This is a genomic window from Microbulbifer mixtoriginis (SeqCode) (assembly GCF_052467515.1).
Genome location: NZ_CP174314.1, coordinates 4,012,501 through 4,028,981, shown reverse-complemented (window position 1 = coordinate 4,028,981; position 16,481 = coordinate 4,012,501). Strand labels below are relative to the sequence as shown.

Below are 16,481 nucleotides of genomic sequence, written 5' to 3'. Positions count from 1 at the left end.
GCCCGGATTCTGGCGGTTCACGGATGTTCCCCAAGGCGCCGGTTCAGGCGCCTACGGCAAGATACCAGCGGAGCTGCCACCTGCTGGTGTCCTGCCTGTGATAGTGATGAGGCTCCTGAAGATCCCCACTGTCTAGAGATGTACCGAGATGGCAGCTGGAAAACTCTTATATGGCCTCGACGAAACGCCGGCGCAGTAAAGCGTCAAAACCGAAAAGACGCTACCGCTGGTTAAAGTTCTTATTCCTGCTGGCCCTGGTGGGGGCAATGGCCCTTGCCGGCTATATGGCATACCTCGACGTACAGCTGCGGGAGCGTCTCGATAGCCGCCAGTACCAGTTGCCGGCGCGGGTTTTTGCGCGCCCTCTGGTACTGCGGGAAGGCATGGCAATGCACCCTGATGAGCTGGAAAGCGAGTTTGCCGCCCTCAACTACCGCAAACAAAAGACTTTGACGGAACCTGGCTCCTGGACACACGAGGGGATGAATTACCGGGTCTGGCGCCGGGACTTTATTCATGCAGATGGCCGTGAGCCGGCGGCTATGGTTACTTTCCGCCTGCGTAACGATGAAATTGACAACCTGCGCGATGAAGATGGGCAGCGCATCGCCGAGTTCCGCCTGGATGCCGCTAATATCGGTTCATTGCTGGGGGGCGGAGACGATCGCAATCCGGTGCGTTTCAAGGATATCCCGCCGTTGGTGGCGAATACCCTGATAGCGGTGGAAGACCAAGACTTCCTCAACCACTTCGGCATCTCTCCGCGAGGTATTGCCCGCGCAATGGTGGCGAATATCAAGGCAGGGCGCCTGGTGCAGGGCGGCTCAACCATTACTCAGCAGCTGGTTAAGAATATCTTTTTCGACCATAAGCCGAGCCTGCAGCGCAAGATCAATGAAGCCTTGATGGCGGTATTGATGGAGATTCACTACGACAAGGGTTATATCCTGCAGGAGTACATCAATGAGGTGTGGTTGGGCCAGCAGGGAGCCAGAGGTATTTATGGCTTTGGCCTGGCCTCGGAGTTCTATTTCCAACAGCCGCTGGATACTCTGGAGCCCCATCAGGTCGCCCTGCTAGTGGGGCTGGCCAAGGGTGCCTCCTACTACAACCCTTGGCGCCATCCCCAGCGCGCATTGAAGCGTCGCAACACCGTTCTGGAACTGATGCGCGAGCAGGGCCTGATTACCCAGGCAGAGTTTGAGCACTACTCCGCCAAACCACTGGGTGTGGTGAAAGGCGGTGTAACCGCACAGAATCCCTACCCGGCCTTTACCGAGCGCCTGCTCTCAGAGCTGCGTCCTTATTACTCCTACGAGGAGCTGCGCACCACCGGTTTGCGGGTTTATACAACCCTTGCGCCTTCGGTACAGAAACTCGCGGAAGAGTCCATCAGTCAAGGCGTACAGAAGTTGGAGAAAGATCGCAAAATTAAGGCGAATACTCTTCAGGCTGCCACGGTATTGCTAGATAACAACACGGGTAATGTGTTGGCCATGGTGGGAGACCGCGACCCGGATTATCCCGGCTTTAATCGAGCCCTGGAGGCGCGCCGCCAAGTGGGTTCTCTGATTAAACCGGCAGTCTTCTTAACTGCCTTGGAGCGTCCCGAAGAGTACAGCCTAGCTACCTTGATCGACGATGCGCCAGTGCGAATTGAGGAAGCCGATGGCGATGTATGGATGCCGCAGAACTTCGATAAGCTCGCCCACGGTCAGGTACCTCTCTATGTCGCCTTGGCCAAGTCTTACAATCTGGCTACTGCCCATCTGGGGCTCGATCTGGGACTGCAGAATGTGCGTCAGACAATTCGACGCCTGGGTGTAGATACCAGTCTGCCGCATGTGCCTGCAATGTTGTTAGGCGCAGTGGAGATGACGCCATTTGAGGTAGCTGGCATGTATCAGACCATCGCCAATAATGGCGAGACGGTGCAACCGCGCACCTTGATGGCTGTATCCGATGCACAGGGAGGGCGGGTACAGCACTTCCGCCCGCGCACTAATCGCGGTGTCGATCCGGTGCCCGCTTACCTATTGCGCTGGGGGCTGGAGCAGGCGATGCGCGAAGGTACCGGGCGCAGATCAGCCAAGCGTCTGCCCAGTAGTGTGCCCTTTGCCGGTAAGACGGGTACTACCAACAATAACCGCGACAGCTGGTTTGCAGGGTTTTCCCCTGAGGTTACCGCCGTGGTGTGGCTTGGGCGCGATGACAACGTTCGCACCCGTCTAACCGGTTCTACCGGAGCTCTGCCGATCTGGACGGAAATCATGCGCAAGTTGCCCCATCAGCACGGTCCTGTCGAGGCACCGCGGGGTGTTGAGTTCAAAGAGGTGAATGCGCGCGGGCAGTTTATGGACCCAGATTACTGTCGGGGCGGCTATGAGATTCCCTTCTCCTACGAAACCCACTTGCAGCCTGCGCCTGAGTGTCGCGGGCGCGACCGCTGGCGCTGGTTCCGCAACCTGTTTGGCAATGAGCGCTCCGAGGCGGCTCCAAGGGAACAGATGACACCGGGTTGGGGCAATGATACAGAGCGGCGCCAATATGAAAGTGAGCGCCGCCATCAAATGCGAGAGCAGTTGCGCCGTGATGATGCGGAGACATTGGGTGGGGATTCCAGTCTGGAGCCTTTGGAGCTCCCTCGCGAACAGTCCACAGAGGTGGACTACCGAGGTGTCCCTGTTGAGGAGGCCCAGCCGGTGGGCCCCGCGCTGGAAGACCAATGGCCCTGAACCGGTGGCGCGGCGCAGGCCGCGCAAAATTTACAAGGGTTCAGCCCTGCAGTAGCTGTGCGGCCTCCTCGGCAAAATAGGTGAGGATTCCGTCCGCGCCCGCGCGCTTAAACGCCAATAGGGATTCGAGAATTACCGCCTCGCGCTGCAGCCAGCCATTTTCAAACGCGGCGCAATGCATGGCGTACTCGCCGCTTACCTGGTAGGCAAAAGTGGGTACTCGCAGCTCTTCTTTCACCCGGCGCACGATATCCAAATAGGGCATACCGGGCTTCACCATCACCATATCCGCACCCTCTTGCAGGTCTAGGGCGCACTCGTGTAAGGCTTCATCGGAATTGGCGGGGTCCATTTGGTAACTGGCTTTGCTGCCCCCCTTGAGGTTACTGGCGGAGCCGACAGCATCGCGGAAGGGGCCGTAGTAGGCGGAGGCGTATTTGGCAGCATAGGACATGATCAGGGTATTGCTGTGCCCGGCGCCTTCAAGTGCTGTACGAATAGCGCCGATACGGCCGTCCATCATGTCTGACGGCGCCACCATATCTGCGCCGGCTGCGGCATGGGAGAGGGCCTGCTGTACCAGTACCTCAACCGTCTCATCATTGACGATATAGCCGCTGTGATCCATCAAGCCATCCTGACCGTGGCTGGTGAACGGGTCCAGGGCCACATCGGTAATAACCCCTAACTCCGGCACGGCATTCTTCAATTCCCGCACGGCACGTTGGGCCAGGCCATTGGCATCGTGGGCAGCGCTGGCGCAGTCGGATTTCACCGAGGGGTCCACTACGGGAAACAGCGCGACGGCGGGAATACCGAGCTGTTGCAGGGACTTGGCCTTATTGGCCAACAGGTCCACACTGAGGCGCTCGACGCCGGGCATCGAAGCCACCCTCTGAGTTTCGCTGCGCCCCTCGATGACAAACAGGGGCAGGATCAGGTCGTCGCAGCTGAGCTGATTCTCCCTCACCAGTCGACGGGAAAAATCCTGCGCGCGCAGGCGGCGCAAGCGGGTGTTGGGGTAGGCTCCGCGGCCGAGATTTTGACTCATAGGGAATTACTCCGGCTATCGATAAGGCCGCAGCAATCCCGCGACCGCAATTGGCGGCCATCATATCAAATTGCCGCCACCGGTGATTTCCCTCAACTTGCTTTAGAGGCTGTTTGGTGAGGTGTGAAGAAAGGACACCAACAGCTTGCCGGCGGTTTCGATATGCGTGGCTAGCAGGGATGCCGCTTCCTGTTCCCTCTTTTGTTGTAAGGCCTCGAGAATTGCGTAATGCTCTTTCTGGCTGGTGTTTTGGTAGTCCAGGCTGCGGGATTGGTAACCAATATAGCGCTCACATTGTCTGTGCAGCTGCTCCACAGTAGCGAAAAGGGTGGGGCGCTCTGCGGCGAGGTAGATAGTGGCGTGAAATTGCCAGTTAAGACTGCCGATCTGCTCGGCTGAGAGGTTGGGGTTTCCCTCCATGGTATCGAGAATGTCTCGTGCCCGACCGAGAATTTCCCCGGTGAGTTTTTTTTGCGCAAGGGTCTGTATTAGAGGTTCCAGACGCATACGCATCAGGTACAGATCTTCTACTTCCAACGGATCGAACTCGGGTACAGCGACACCCCGCTTGCCGTGGGGCGATAGCCAGCCTTCATTTTTCAACCGCTGCAAGGCGTCCCTTATGGGGATACGACTGACCTCGTAGAACTCGGCCAATTCAGCCTGCTTCAATGCTTGGCCTGCGGGAAAATGTCCCCGCTGTAAATCGGCTTTGATTTTCTCGTAAAGGTTCATTGGCCCTTTATTTATTATCCTGCTTGAAAAACCAATAACAGCCCAGTCCGCCGACCAGGCCCCAAAAAGCAGCGCCTATGCCCAAGAAGCTGATGCCTGAAGCGCTGACAAGAAAGGTGATTAGCGCCGCCTCACGATTTTCTGTATCTGCGGTAGCACTCGCTAAGCAGTTGCCTAGTGTCCCAAGCAGCGCCAGGCCAGCCAGGCCGGCTATGAGTGCCTTGGGGAAATTACTGAATAATGCCACTACGGTGGCGCCGGATAATCCTACCAGAAGATAGAAGAAGCCCGCGGCAATCCCAGCCGTATAGCGTTTGTCTGGGTTGGGGTGTGCTTCGGGTCCGGTACAAATTGCCCCAGTAATCGACGCCAGGGTCAGGGTGAAGCCGCCGAAAGGAGTGAGAAGCAGGTTGGTTAATCCTGTTCCGCTGATCAGTGGAGAAACTGGCACTCGTTGGTAACCACTGGCGGCCAGGGTTGCAGCCCCTGGGAGATATTGAGAAGTCATTGTGACGATAAACAACGGGATGCCGACGCTGATTAGGGTTGAGAGTTTGAATTCCGGTGTAACCCAAATGGGCTTCGCAGCCTGCCAGTGAATCTGGTCAGGTACGAACAATTGCAGTTTCCAGCAGACAGCCACCCCACAAGCGAGTACCAAAATAATGGCGTAACGGGGTATCCAGCGCCGCCCGGTGAAATAGGCCAACAACATGGCACCCACTAGTACAGGCTGGGATTGCAATGAGGTGAAAGTAGCGAGGCCGAACTGGAGCAATATGCCCGCCAGCATGGCGCCGGCAATTGGGCCGGGTACTAGCCTGGCTACTCGTTCGAAGGCTCCGGAGAGGCCTACTACAAGGGTCAGCATAGCGCTAAAAAAAAATGCACCGATGGCCTCGGCAATTGGGATACCGCTGAGGCTGGTCGCCAGTAATGCTGCGCCCGGGGTCGACCAGGCGGTAACAATCGGAGCGCGGTAATACCAGGAGAAGAAGATACCGGAGAGCCCCATCCCCAATCCCAGAGCACCGATCCAGGAAGTAATCATCGCCTCGTCTGCGCCGGCTGTACGGGCTGCTTCAAACACAATGGCTGCGGAGCTGGTTACGGCGACCAGCACGGCGATAAAGCCAGCGCTGATCGTGGACAGGCTGGTATCGGAAAGCAAGCTTCTCAAAATGTATACCTTTTTCATTTTGTATACATTTTTGATCACTAATAACAAAAGAACAACGTTTCTGCGACAAAGCGTTGATCTACAGTGCTTGGGGGCCGTTGTGATACTGGGAGAGAGTACAGGCACCCCCCCTGCGATGGATGCCTGAGAGAGAAGGGCTAGTCGAGCCGGGCGAAGACGCGTTCTGCGGCAGCGATAGTCTCTTCGATATCCTCGTCGCTATGGGCGGCGGACATAAACCCGGCCTCATAGGAAGCGGGTGCCAGGTATACGCCTTCCTCAAGCATTCCGTGGAAGAATTGATTAAAGCGCTCGTTATTACAGGCCATTACCTGCTGGTAATTGGTGACTTGGGGTTCTTCAGTAAAGAAGAATCCGAACATACTGCCGGCTTTATTGGCGGTGATGGGAATACCGGCCTTTTTACCTGCGGCCAAGATACCTTCTACCAGACGATCTGTTCTGGCTACTAAAGGCTCATAGAAGCCGGCTTCCTCCACTAAACGTAAAGTTTCGAGGCCCGCAACCATGGCCACGGGATTGCCGGATAAAGTGCCGGCCTGATAAACCGGTCCCAGGGGGGCGATTTGCTCCATAATTTCGCGTTTTCCACCAAAGGCGCCTACCGGCATGCCTCCGCCGATAACCTTACCTAGGGTGGTCAGGTCCGCCTCGATACCGAAGTGGCCCTGGGCTCCGGTAAGGCTTACACGGAAGCCCGTCATTACTTCGTCGAGAATCAGCAGGGCGCCGTGCTGGTCGCAGACTTCGCGCAATGTCTCGAGGAAACCGGGGACTGGAGGAATACAGTTCATATTGCCGGCAACGGGTTCCACGATAATACAGGCAATTTGGTCGCCAATTTCATCGAAGCAGGCGCGCACGCCGTCAGCATCGTTATAGCTCAGGGTAATCGTGTGGTCGGCCAGGGCGGCAGGAACACCGGGAGAGGAGGGCACGCCCATGGTTAGGGCTCCGGAGCCGGCTTTGACCAGTAGTGAGTCGGAATGACCGTGGTAGCAGCCCTCAAACTTCACAATTTTATCGCGCCCGGTGAAGCCGCGAGCGAGGCGGATAGCGCTCATGGTGGCTTCGGTACCGGAGTTGACGAAGCGCACCAGGTCCATATTGGGCCACAGGCGGCAGAGTTCTTCGGCAAGCTCGGTTTCCAGTTCGGTGGGGGCGCCGAAGCTGAGGCCGGATTGGGCCTGCTCTACAACCGCTTCAATCACTTCCGGGTGTGCGTGACCCAGCACCATCGGGCCCCAGGACTGTACATAGTCGATGTAACGCTTATCGTCCGCATCGAAGAGGTAGGCGCCTTCGGCGCGACGGATAAACAGAGGGGTGCCGCCCACAGCGCGGAAAGCGCGCACCGGTGAGTTAACGCCGCCGGGGATAAATTGCTGGGCTTCAGCAAAGAGCTGCTCGGATTTACTCATAGAATTCATTCAGAAATTGCGAAAAAGGCCAAGAATCAGCGGCCATTATCAGGGTGTGAAGCTCTAAGGACAATGCGTGAAGAGTCAGGGCGCAGTAGGGGAGGCTGGCTGGTAAGTCGCACCGACCTTAGTGTCGGTGCGGATCCTATTGTGCAATGAGGAGGGAGGTGCCCTAGCGTTCACACCAGAATAAGCGGTTGGGGATCGGCCGTCCCATCCCCAGACGACGGCTGTCGCGGATGGCGCTCCAGGCGTATTGCTGGCTGCGGCTCACTGTCTCGGTGATGGTCAGGCCGTGGGCGATATGACAGGCGATGGCGGTGGCGAGGGTGCCGCAGACCCCATAGGCTGCAGGCGGCAACCGCTCCCAGTGGAATTCACGGATCAGGCCGCGTTCATCGTAGAGGCGATTCTGCAGTTGTTGCTCATGCGGTACTCCGGTGAGTAGCAGGTAGCGACAACCGCTTTCCAACAATTCCTGGGCCATAGCATCATGGGTGTCGGCCTCTACTGCCATGGCGCGCGCCTCACGGCGGTTGGGGCAGACCATGGTGGCATAGGGCAATAACAGAGAGGTCATGGCCTCCCAAAGAGGCGGGGCCAGTACACTCTCTTTATCGGCCAGGGTGGCATCTGGGTCGATAATGACTGGAACGTCCGGGTAGTCGCGCAGCACGCTGTGCAATGCCCGCACATTTTCCACCGAACCGAGATAACCAACCTTGATAGCCGCTATCGGCATATCTTCAAGGACCGTGCGGGCCTGCTCAATTAAAAGGCTGTCATCCACTGGCGCTACGCCGAGCAGTTCCCCGGTATTGCAGACGCTGATGGCGGAGACGACGGAGGCTGCATGGCAGCCCAAACTGACGGCCGTTTCTGTATCTGCGCCTATTCCTGCGCTGCCACTGGGGTCGTGGTGGGTGACGGTCAAAATAATGGGCTGCGGTGTATCCATAAAAGATCTACATGACTGCCAATTGCTGTGCGCCTAATTTTAGTTCCTGTAAGCCCCACATAAAGAATGATTTTGCGCCAAATTAAAATGGCTTCACGACGGCCAAAATTACAATGGCGAATAGAGCCACTGTTGGAACCTCATTAAAGATACGGAAGTAACGCCCGCTGCGGGTATTGGTGCCCTGGGCGAACTTACGAACGTAGGCGCCACACATATGATGATAGGCCAGGAGCAATACAACGAAGGTGAGTTTCGCGTGCATCCAGCCGGCTGAGGTGTAATAGCTGGGATTCAAGCTGTACAGCCAAATACCCAGGCCGACGGTGGCGAGCATGGCCGGAATGGCGATCCCCCGATACAGTCGCCGTTCCATGATGCAGAAACGATCGCGGCTAAGGGCGTCGGTAGCATCTACGTGGTAGACGAAAAGACGCGGTAAATAAAACAGCGCGGCAAACCAACATACCATGGCAATAATGTGAAAAGCCTTGATCCACAACATGGAATATCCCCTCAAAAATAAAAACGGAAACGATTATTTCCGGTAAAAGTTATCGATCTGTAGCGGCAGAATAATGCCCGCGATGCGATTGTCCAGAGAACCGCTCTGATGGCGGCTGATGTAGAGAGCGTCAGCACCGGTTTTTTTCAGTTCCTGCTGGGCCTCCAACATAGTTGCCCGCCAATTTAATTCCGCCATTTGTTTGCGCTCACCGGGAATTTTTAACAAATCAATAGTTGCTGCTTTTTCCCCGATTTTTTGTTCGTGCTCAACAAGAGACTCTTCACTTCCCTCCTCTCCACTGCCCTGGAGGAATGTAGCCAAGTCAGCGGCGCGTAAGAGTTCAGGCGGTTTTTCATTAGATAGGTCGATCAATATCCATTGGGGGTGTTGTGCGATGTAACTCTGTGCCTGCTCTACAGTAATTTCCTGTTGAGCAACAATAAAACGCCGATCCATTTGACTTGCAACACCCACACCACTGAGCATCTGCTGACGCCAGGTTGGGGTACCGGCCTTGTCTAATGCACGCAGTGTCTCCAGGTAAATTCCCTGGGTGCCGAAAAATTGTCGACTGATCAAGGTGGCCACCACGATCATCATCATGCCTGGGAACAGCACATTGGGGTTGTAGGTCAATTCGAGAATAGCGAGTAGGGCGGCGAGGGGTGCGTTGAGCATGGCAGCCATCATTGCTGCCATACCCACCATGGCGTAAAAGCCAGGGCTCGCGGTGTGCTCACCCAGCCACATATTGGCAAGGCCGCCGGCGATGCCACCGAGACAGGCACCGAGGATCAGGCTGGGTCCAATGACGCCTCCGGGAATACCCAACCCGGACCCCAGAGCGGTGGCAACCAGCTTGGCCGCAACAATAACCACCAAAGTGTTTACGCCCAACTCTCCCAGCATGGCCATTTGCAATGTGTCGTAGCCCCCACCGAGAATTTCTGGGACCCAGATTCCGATGGTGCCTGTCACCAGTCCGACCACTAAAAAACGCAATAGTGGGGATCGATTATTCTGCTTGGTGAGTTTGCGGTGGGCCAGTATGAAAAGTGCAGCCAGAAAGCCGATAGCCAGTGCACACAAAAATAAAATTGGCAATTCGGCCAGGGAGTTGAGATGGATTGCCGGCACATTAAAGTCTGGTTCGCGCCCAAAAGTGAGCTGGGTGATTGCGCTCCCAGTTACCGCCGCCAACATAACCGGTAAAAAACCGGCCACGGAATATTCCAGCATTACCACTTCCATAGCGAATACCACACCGGCCAGGGGGGTGTTGAAGGAAGCGGCAATCGCGGCGGCAACACCACAGCCGAGCAGGTTGCGCGCAGAATTATTGGGTAGTCGCAGTGTACGGGCTAACCAGCTACCGCTGGCGGCACCCAGATGTACGGCTGGGCCTTCTCGCCCGACCGAATGCCCGCTAATTAGGGCGATGGCACCGGCGAAAAATTGCAATATTGCGTTGGATATCGGCATATTGCCCTGGTGGTTATAGAGACGGTCGAGCACATGCACTACACCGACGTCGTAGCGCTTGGGACTGAGCGCCAGGTAAATAACCCCGATGAGTAGAGAGCCGATTATCGGTAGGGCAAACCGCCACTGTGGCGGCAACGACTCATAATTTTGGGGGACTGAAAGAAAAAAAGTTGTCGGCCACTCCATAGCAAAACGGAATAACACTGTGACTCCACCGGCGAGTGCTCCGGTAATCAAAGCCATGCCAAGCAGTGGTGCCAGGGCTTCCCGGGCAGAGAGTTGCAGGCGGATCTGTTCCAGGCCGTTTGTCTTTGGTAAGTAACGGCTCAGGGTGCTTTTAAGTGAAATCCTGGGGCGCTGTGACACCGCACATCCTTCAAGGTCCGGGGCTTGTGTTAGAGTGCTTGGCTGATTTTATGATTATCGTCTCAATTGACGAATTTATCGGGAGAGTTTTGCAAGGTGATTAAGGTAGCAATTGTCGGAGGCACCGGCTACACGGGAGTGGAACTGCTGCGGATTTTGGCGACACATCCTCAGGTAAAGGTAACCGCAATCACCTCACGATCCCTGAAGGGCACACCTGTCGCAGAATTATTTCCCAGTCTGCGTGGTCATTATGACCTGGCTTTTTGTGAACCGAATGTTGAGCAGCTGGCTAGCTGTGATCTTGTATTTTTTGCGACTCCCCATGGAGTTGCACAAGCGCAGGTGCCGGCGCTGATTGAACGCGGCGTGCGGGTGGTCGACCTCTCCGCTGATTTTCGTCTCAAGGACATTCCCTCCTGGGAAGCCTGGTACGGTCAGCAGCACGCAGCTCCGGCCTTGGCCAAGGAGGCGGTTTACGGGTTACCCGAAGTCAACCGCGCCGATATTGCAGCTGCGCAACTGGTGGCTTGTCCCGGTTGCTATCCCACTGCGATTCAGTTGGGCTGGATCCCTCTAGTGGAAGCGGGGGTAGTGGAACCATCAGAACTGATTGCCAGTGCGGCCAGTGGTGCTAGTGGTGCCGGGCGTCAGGCCAAGACCGATCTAATTCTGGCGGAAAATAGCGATAACTTCCGTGCCTACTCCGCTGCGGGCCATCGCCATTTACCAGAGATTGAGCAGGGGCTGCGGAATATACAACCACTCGGTGCCAACCCAGTAAAGGTGACATTTGTGCCGCACCTACTTCCTATGGTCAGGGGCATCCATGCCACACTTTTTGCTAAAACCAGCTCCTCAGCGAGCCTGTCGCCAAGTGAATTGCAGATGCTATTTGAGCAGCGTTACAAAGATGAGCCCTTTGTGGATGTACTGCCGGCTGGAAGTCACCCTCAAACCCGTAGTGTGCGCGGAACAAATATGTGCAGGATTTCCGTGATGCAGCCTCAGGATCGGGATACCCTGGTGGTAATGTCGGTGATCGACAATCTTGCCAAGGGCGCCTCGGCTCAGGCGGTCCAAAATATGAACATTATGTTTGGCTTAACTGAGACGTTGGGCTTGGAGAGCCCTGCGCTGCTGCCTTAAAATCAAATAATTACGACAACCGGCAATTCCGGTTTGGCCCCAGCGAATTTTATGGAGCTCAAAGTGAAAGGCAGCAAGCAGTACCGTATGAAAGTGGTGCCTCATCGCCCCTTCTCCGGCGTGATTGCCGTAGGTGGAGTCACCTTGTTGGTTTTGGTCACCGCTGCTGGCTCTTATTTTGCGGGCCAATACCATCTACGTAAAAACCTCGATGAAAAGACTCTGGAGTACACCCGGGTGCTGGAGAAACTCGAGGCGCTTAATAGCGAGAATGAAGCGTTGCGCCTGCGTGCAGCTACCGCCGAGCAGTCTTTGGTAATCGGTGAGCAGGCCAGTGAAGCGGTGCGAACTGAGTTGGTGCAGAAAGAGAGTCAGATTGCCGAGCTGAAGCAGGAAATCTCTTTTTATCGAGGGGTCATGGCGCCAGCAGAAGGAGGGGAAGGGGTTTCAATTGGACGTTTTATTCTCTCCCAGACTGCTGATGCGCGCAGCTATCAGTACAAGCTGCAAGTGCAGCAGTCGGCAGCGCGCCGCAATGTAATCAAGGGGGCTGCCACTTTTACAGTTGTGGGTCGTCAAGATGGTGAGCCAATGCGCTACGCCCTCAAAGACTTATCGGAGCAGGTGGATACAGAGTCTATACCGCTGCGTTTTAAATATTTTCAGAACATTGAGGGTGAGTTGAGCCTACCGGAAGGATTTATTCCAGAGGGTGTGGAGCTGTCGCTCAAATCCAGTGGGCGCACGGGTTTCAATATTGAACAGCGCTACGGCTGGTTGGTACAGAAAAACTAGCATTGATGCCAAAGGCATGAGGTTTTAGGGATTATGTTAAGAAAAAAAGAGAAGCACGTAACTATGGCCAGCACCGGTAGTAACCATACCACTCTGATCGCGCGCCAGACGGAAGTCACTGGCGATATACACTTTCGAGGTAACCTGGTAATCGAGGGCAAAGTAAAGGGCAATGTTTCCGCTCATAGCGACAGCGATGCCCGCTTGCAGATTGTCGAGGGTGGCGTTATAGAGGGAGAAATCCGTGTGCCCCAGGTGGTCATCAATGGTAATGTGAGTGGAGATGTATTTGCTGCCCGCCATTTGGAATTGGCCTCCAAGGCGATGGTAGAGGGCAATGTACACTACAAGTTGATTGAGATGATGAAAGGTGCCCAGGTCAATGGCGCCTTGGTTTCCAATGCCGACCTCAGTTCTGCGGGTGAGCCCCCTATGATTGGTTATTCCGAAGACGAGACGGTGATAGAAGCCTCTTAAACTAAACCTTAAATTACTGCCCCAGCTCTCACTGATGCTGGGGTCTGTTGTGCCAAATACTTGACTGATTTGCTGGGTTTAAGCAAGATGACGCCCCCGAGGCTGTGCTCAGTATGGTTTTTATACGAGCTGCGAACGTCCCGATGAGTTGAGAGAGACTTATGTCAGAAGCTGTATCCTTTTCTCCTGCACCACTAGTAGTCACCGATAAAGCGGTGGCTAAGGTCAAGAGCCTGTTGGAAGAGGAGGGCAACCCGGAATTAAAGCTCAGGGTCTTTGTAACCGGTGGCGGCTGCTCTGGATTCCAGTACGGCTTTACCTTTGATGAACTGGTTGCCGAAGACGATGCCATTATCGAAAAGGATGGTATCCAGGTGCTGGTTGATGCGATGAGTTACCCCTATTTAGTGGGTGCCAATGTGGACTACGAGGAGGGACTGGCTGGTTCCCGCTTTGTGGTGCAAAACCCAAATGCCTCTTCGACCTGTGGCTGCGGCTCATCTTTCTCAATCTGAGCCGCTCGTCAGCTAGCCGCTTAAGGGGGATAGATAGCCCCTAGCACGGCTTCTTTTTTTGCTCCGGTCACACCGGGGCAATTACCGGGCAGGCCGAGTAATGTCTGCCGTGCCAGCCAGGCAAAGCCCACTGCCTCAAGCCAATCGGCATCAATACCATAGGTGCCGGTATCGGCAATCGACCAAGTGGGCAATCGCCTCTGCAACCTGGATAACAAATCTTTATTCCTGGCCCCGCCACCGCATATTAGCAACTCTCCACCATCAGCGAATGAATGCACGGCTTCAGCAATACTTGCAGCGGTAACTTCCGATAGAGTTGCCTGTACGTCTGCGGGAGCTAGCTCTAGCCCAGCCAGGGCCTGTTCTAGCCAGTTGGCATTGAAAGTTTCACGCCCAGTGCTCTTGGGAGGCTCTGCGGAAAAGTAGGGGGCTGACATTAAACGATTGAGCAACTCGGGACTTACGCGTCCGCTGGCTGCCCAGCCGCCGTCCCGATCGAAAGGCTGTTTTTTGTGTAGACCTACCCAGTAATCCAGCAGGGCATTGCCGGGGCCAGTATCGTAACCACAAATGCTGCCATCGGCTTTCAGCTCGGTGATATTGGCCATGCCGCCAATATTAACAACGGCACGGTTGCCTTCGGTTTTGAATGCGGCGCGGTGGAAGGCGGGCATCAATGGTGCCCCTTGGCCTCCCAGGGCCATATCGCGTCGACGAAAATCTGCGATAGTGCTGATACCCGTCAGTGCCGCAATGGTATTGGGATCGCCCAACTGTAGGGTAAAGGGGGAGCTAACGGTGCCGGGTGGCCGGTGCCTGACAGTTTGTCCGTGGCTGCCGACTGCGGTGACATCCCTCGGTTCTATACCGGCACGAGCTAATAGGGTATTCGTAGCCTCGGCAAATACTTGGCCGAGCTGTCGATCTAGCTGCCCCGCACGGTCTAATTCTGAGGGACCTGGAGAGCATAGAGCGAGGATGGCACTGCGCAATGAAGGGTGGATAGGGTGGCTTAGAGCTGCCAGGATGCGCGGCTTGATTTTCTCTTCGCCGCCAAAGTCGACCAGCACCGCGTCGATAGCATCGACGCTGGTACCGGACATCAGGCCGATAAAAAGATCGGACATAAAAATAGTGCTTGTTTAGTTGTCGTCTTCGAGTTTTGCCAGGGCGGGGCCCTGGTAATTTTCCAGCTTAGCCAGCAGTGGCTGGGTTTGGTTTTTAAAGCGCGTCAGTTCCGCTGAAGGCACAGACTTGGCCTTGGGCAGTTTACGCACGATCGTGGCCGGGTTGCGGTGTCTGCCATCCACCAGGAATTCATAGTGCAAGTGGGGGCCGGTAGCATAGCCAGTAGAGCCGACAGTACCAATAACCTGGCGCTGTTTTACTCGCTGGCCTCTCTTCACTTTGCGCTTTGTTAGGTGCAAATAGCGGGTAACGTAGCGTTCGCCATGCTGAATAAATACATAGTTGCCATTGGGCTTACTGTAGCCGGATGCAATGACTCGGCCGTCGCCCGTTGAGTAAACTGGAGTGCCGCGCGGAGCAGCATAATCGGTACCGTTGTGAGGACGACGCGACTTGAACACTGGGTGTAGACGGCGAGGATTAAAGTGTGAACTGATACGCACTATATCCAATGGCGTGCGAATAAACGCCTTGCGCATGCTTTTACCTTCAGGTGTGAAGTAATTGGCATCGCCACTACTATCGACATAGCGAACTGCGCTGTAAGTATTTCCCTGATTGGTAAAGCTGACGGCGAGAATAGGACCATTGCCGATTTTCTCTCCGTCGAGGAATTTTTCTTCAAACATCACACTGAAACTGTCGCCTTTGCGAATATCCAGTGCGAAATCGATATCCGAGCTGAAGACATCGGCCATTTCCATGATCAGGCTATCGCTCAAACCGGCATCACTACCGGCAACAAATAATGAGCTATCAATTTGTCCCTGGCGGTAAGCTGGATGGCTGTCGGGTTCACGCTGGACTAAATCGTGTTGGAACCTGCTTTCCGCATCGCGGGTGAATCTGACCTGACGGAGTTGGTCTTTTTGCAGCGCTAAACCCTGCAATTTTCCATCCGCATTGACTGTAAAGGTCAATTCTTCGCCAGGATTAAGTCGCGCTAATTTTTTCGCTTCCTTGCCACTACCCAGTAGTTGATACATCTCCCCGGCGCTCACTTTGGCGCGCTTAAACAGATCGGATAGAGTGTCACCATTACGTACGGTCAAGCTTAATGACTGTACTTTAGCCACAGCTGCTGTGGCTAATGCAATACCTTGCTCGGGAGCAACTTTCTCAACATGCACGGGTTGCTGATCAGTCACGGTCTCTTCAGTTGAAGATAAATTGACGGGAAGCGGCATACGCTTGGCTTCCACTTCCGGCGTTGGAATAAAAACTGCCAACACCAGCACACAGGCTGCGGCACTAGCCGTGAGTGCATGTACGCGGGGAAAATGTTTGGGCAAGGCGCCTATACGGACACGGGATGTCGGTTTGCGATGATTCTGCATGGTATTAACGGGCGGCGCCGGCTGTGGTTGTTATCTGCGCTTGGAATAATGAGTGTTTAAAAAACAGGCATTGAAGAGGCTTTATAGCAAAAAAGCCGCCTGGGTTCACTGGGTAATTGACCCATATCTCCATGAATTAGTTCCTCAGCACTTATTTCATCATTTCAGTGGGGCTATAAGGCCCGCTTGTATTTGCCAAAAAGTTCGGTAATGTTGCAGCGCATTTTGCCGCCGCCCGGTGGCGCTATTTTCAAGCCTAAATATGAGGGGAAAGCATGGCTGGGGTCGACATGACACTGCTTGAAGACTTGGACCGTCGCGGATTAATCAATCAGGCGACTGGTGACGGCGAACTTACGCAGCATTTGTCTGAGAGCCGAACCCTTTATTGTGGCTTTGATCCCACCGCGGACTCCCTTCATATAGGCAGTCTAGTACCGTTGTTGACTTTGAAGAGGTTTCAGGCGGCAGGTCACCAACCGATTGCTTTGGTAGGCGGTGCTACCGGTTTAATTGGGGATCCATCTTTTAAAGCCCAAGAGCGCAGTCTAAATACC

The 16,481-nt window shown here is 55.0% G+C and carries 15 protein-coding genes (1 of these 15 running past the window's edge); 6 read left to right on the top strand and 9 right to left on the bottom strand.

Annotated elements, in window-relative coordinates; translation table 11 throughout:
• The first annotated feature begins 170 nt into the window (after positions 1-170).
• Positions 171-2,735, top strand: coding sequence for a penicillin-binding protein 1B (gene mrcB / locus ACJJIT_RS17360; protein WP_444899154.1), 2,565 nt, complete (start codon positions 171-173; stop codon positions 2,733-2,735).
• Positions 2,736-2,775: 40 nt separating this feature from the next.
• Here the strand turns inward: mrcB and hemB are convergent, their stop codons facing one another.
• From hemB to ACJJIT_RS17325, 7 genes are all read right to left on the bottom strand, one after another.
• A complete protein-coding gene (gene hemB, locus ACJJIT_RS17355) occupies positions 2,776-3,786 on the bottom strand; it encodes a porphobilinogen synthase (protein WP_444891433.1) in 1,011 nt (336 codons plus the stop codon).
• A 102-nt stretch (positions 3,787-3,888) separates the two neighbouring features.
• On the bottom strand, positions 3,889-4,521 hold the full coding sequence (locus tag ACJJIT_RS17350) for a GntR family transcriptional regulator (RefSeq protein ID WP_444899153.1): 633 nt from the start codon (positions 4,519-4,521) through the stop codon (positions 3,889-3,891).
• A gap of 7 nt (positions 4,522-4,528) precedes the next feature.
• Entirely contained in the window at positions 4,529-5,719 is a 1,191-nt protein-coding gene (locus tag ACJJIT_RS17345) for a benzoate/H(+) symporter BenE family transporter (RefSeq protein WP_444899152.1), read from the bottom strand.
• A gap of 140 nt (positions 5,720-5,859) precedes the next feature.
• Positions 5,860-7,143 carry a glutamate-1-semialdehyde 2,1-aminomutase gene (hemL, locus tag ACJJIT_RS17340; protein ID WP_252084387.1) on the bottom strand — a complete coding sequence of 428 codons (1,284 nt, stop codon included), beginning with the start codon at positions 7,141-7,143 and terminating at the stop codon, positions 5,860-5,862.
• Positions 7,144-7,315: 172 nt separating this feature from the next.
• Entirely contained in the window at positions 7,316-8,101 is a 786-nt protein-coding gene (gene thiD, locus ACJJIT_RS17335; protein ID WP_252084388.1) for a bifunctional hydroxymethylpyrimidine kinase/phosphomethylpyrimidine kinase, read from the bottom strand.
• A gap of 82 nt (positions 8,102-8,183) precedes the next feature.
• Positions 8,184-8,606 (bottom strand): protoporphyrinogen oxidase HemJ, encoded by a 423-nt coding sequence (gene hemJ / locus ACJJIT_RS17330; protein WP_252084389.1) that lies wholly within the window; start codon positions 8,604-8,606, stop codon positions 8,184-8,186.
• 33 nt (positions 8,607-8,639) lie between these two features.
• Positions 8,640-10,460, bottom strand: a complete 1,821-nt coding sequence (locus ACJJIT_RS17325) for a chloride channel protein (protein ID WP_252084390.1) — start codon at positions 10,458-10,460, stop codon at positions 8,640-8,642.
• Positions 10,461-10,556: 96 nt separating this feature from the next.
• Between ACJJIT_RS17325 and argC the strand changes: the two genes are divergently transcribed.
• The 4 genes from argC to erpA all read left to right on the top strand — a co-directional run bounded on the left by argC (position 10,557) and on the right by erpA (position 13,396).
• The gene (gene argC, locus ACJJIT_RS17320; RefSeq protein WP_252084391.1) at positions 10,557-11,609 is read left to right on the top strand and encodes an N-acetyl-gamma-glutamyl-phosphate reductase; all 1,053 of its coding nucleotides are present in this window, start codon (positions 10,557-10,559) and stop codon (positions 11,607-11,609) included.
• Positions 11,610-11,672: 63 nt separating this feature from the next.
• Positions 11,673-12,404, top strand: coding sequence for a DUF6776 family protein (locus ACJJIT_RS17315; RefSeq protein WP_444899151.1), 732 nt, complete (start codon positions 11,673-11,675; stop codon positions 12,402-12,404).
• 33 nt (positions 12,405-12,437) lie between these two features.
• Entirely contained in the window at positions 12,438-12,881 is a 444-nt protein-coding gene (locus tag ACJJIT_RS17310) for a bactofilin family protein (protein ID WP_252084393.1), read from the top strand.
• Between the two features lie 161 nt (positions 12,882-13,042).
• Positions 13,043-13,396: an iron-sulfur cluster insertion protein ErpA gene (gene erpA / locus ACJJIT_RS17305; protein WP_020411471.1), complete on the top strand. Its 354-nt coding sequence runs from the start codon at positions 13,043-13,045 to the stop codon at positions 13,394-13,396.
• A 20-nt stretch (positions 13,397-13,416) separates the two neighbouring features.
• Here erpA and ACJJIT_RS17300 read toward each other — a convergent pair whose 3' ends face one another.
• Both ACJJIT_RS17300 and ACJJIT_RS17295 read right to left on the bottom strand, forming a co-directional pair.
• The gene (locus tag ACJJIT_RS17300) at positions 13,417-14,526 is read right to left on the bottom strand and encodes an anhydro-N-acetylmuramic acid kinase (RefSeq protein ID WP_444891428.1); all 1,110 of its coding nucleotides are present in this window, start codon (positions 14,524-14,526) and stop codon (positions 13,417-13,419) included.
• 15 nt (positions 14,527-14,541) lie between these two features.
• Positions 14,542-15,924: a peptidoglycan DD-metalloendopeptidase family protein gene (locus ACJJIT_RS17295; protein WP_444899150.1), complete on the bottom strand. Its 1,383-nt coding sequence runs from the start codon at positions 15,922-15,924 to the stop codon at positions 14,542-14,544.
• 275 nt (positions 15,925-16,199) lie between these two features.
• Between ACJJIT_RS17295 and tyrS the strand changes: the two genes are divergently transcribed.
• On the top strand, positions 16,200-16,481 hold the start of the coding sequence (tyrS, locus tag ACJJIT_RS17290; protein ID WP_444899149.1) for a tyrosine--tRNA ligase. Its footprint extends 1,023 nt past the window's final position; only the first 282 of its 1,305 coding nucleotides appear in the window; the start codon lies at positions 16,200-16,202; its stop codon lies beyond the right edge, outside the window.

What these genes read in the sequence shown, in the direction of transcription:
- mrcB (WP_444899154.1), top strand. Translation starts at nt 171, where the DNA reads ATGGCCTCGACGAAACGCCGGCGCAGTAAAGCGTCAAAACCGAAAAGA.
- hemB (WP_444891433.1), bottom strand. Translation starts at nt 3,786, where the DNA reads ATGAGTCAAAATCTCGGCCGCGGAGCCTACCCCAACACCCGCTTGCGC.
- ACJJIT_RS17350 (WP_444899153.1), bottom strand. Translation starts at nt 4,521, where the DNA reads ATGAACCTTTACGAGAAAATCAAAGCCGATTTACAGCGGGGACATTTT.
- ACJJIT_RS17345 (WP_444899152.1), bottom strand. Translation starts at nt 5,719, where the DNA reads ATGAAAAAGGTATACATTTTGAGAAGCTTGCTTTCCGATACCAGCCTG.
- hemL (WP_252084387.1), bottom strand. Translation starts at nt 7,143, where the DNA reads ATGAGTAAATCCGAGCAGCTCTTTGCTGAAGCCCAGCAATTTATCCCC.
- thiD (WP_252084388.1), bottom strand. Translation starts at nt 8,101, where the DNA reads ATGGATACACCGCAGCCCATTATTTTGACCGTCACCCACCACGACCCC.
- hemJ (WP_252084389.1), bottom strand. Translation starts at nt 8,606, where the DNA reads ATGTTGTGGATCAAGGCTTTTCACATTATTGCCATGGTATGTTGGTTT.
- ACJJIT_RS17310 (WP_252084393.1), top strand. Translation starts at nt 12,438, where the DNA reads ATGTTAAGAAAAAAAGAGAAGCACGTAACTATGGCCAGCACCGGTAGT.
- erpA (WP_020411471.1), top strand. Translation starts at nt 13,043, where the DNA reads ATGTCAGAAGCTGTATCCTTTTCTCCTGCACCACTAGTAGTCACCGAT.
- ACJJIT_RS17300 (WP_444891428.1), bottom strand. Translation starts at nt 14,526, where the DNA reads ATGTCCGATCTTTTTATCGGCCTGATGTCCGGTACCAGCGTCGATGCT.
- ACJJIT_RS17295 (WP_444899150.1), bottom strand. Translation starts at nt 15,924, where the DNA reads ATGCAGAATCATCGCAAACCGACATCCCGTGTCCGTATAGGCGCCTTG.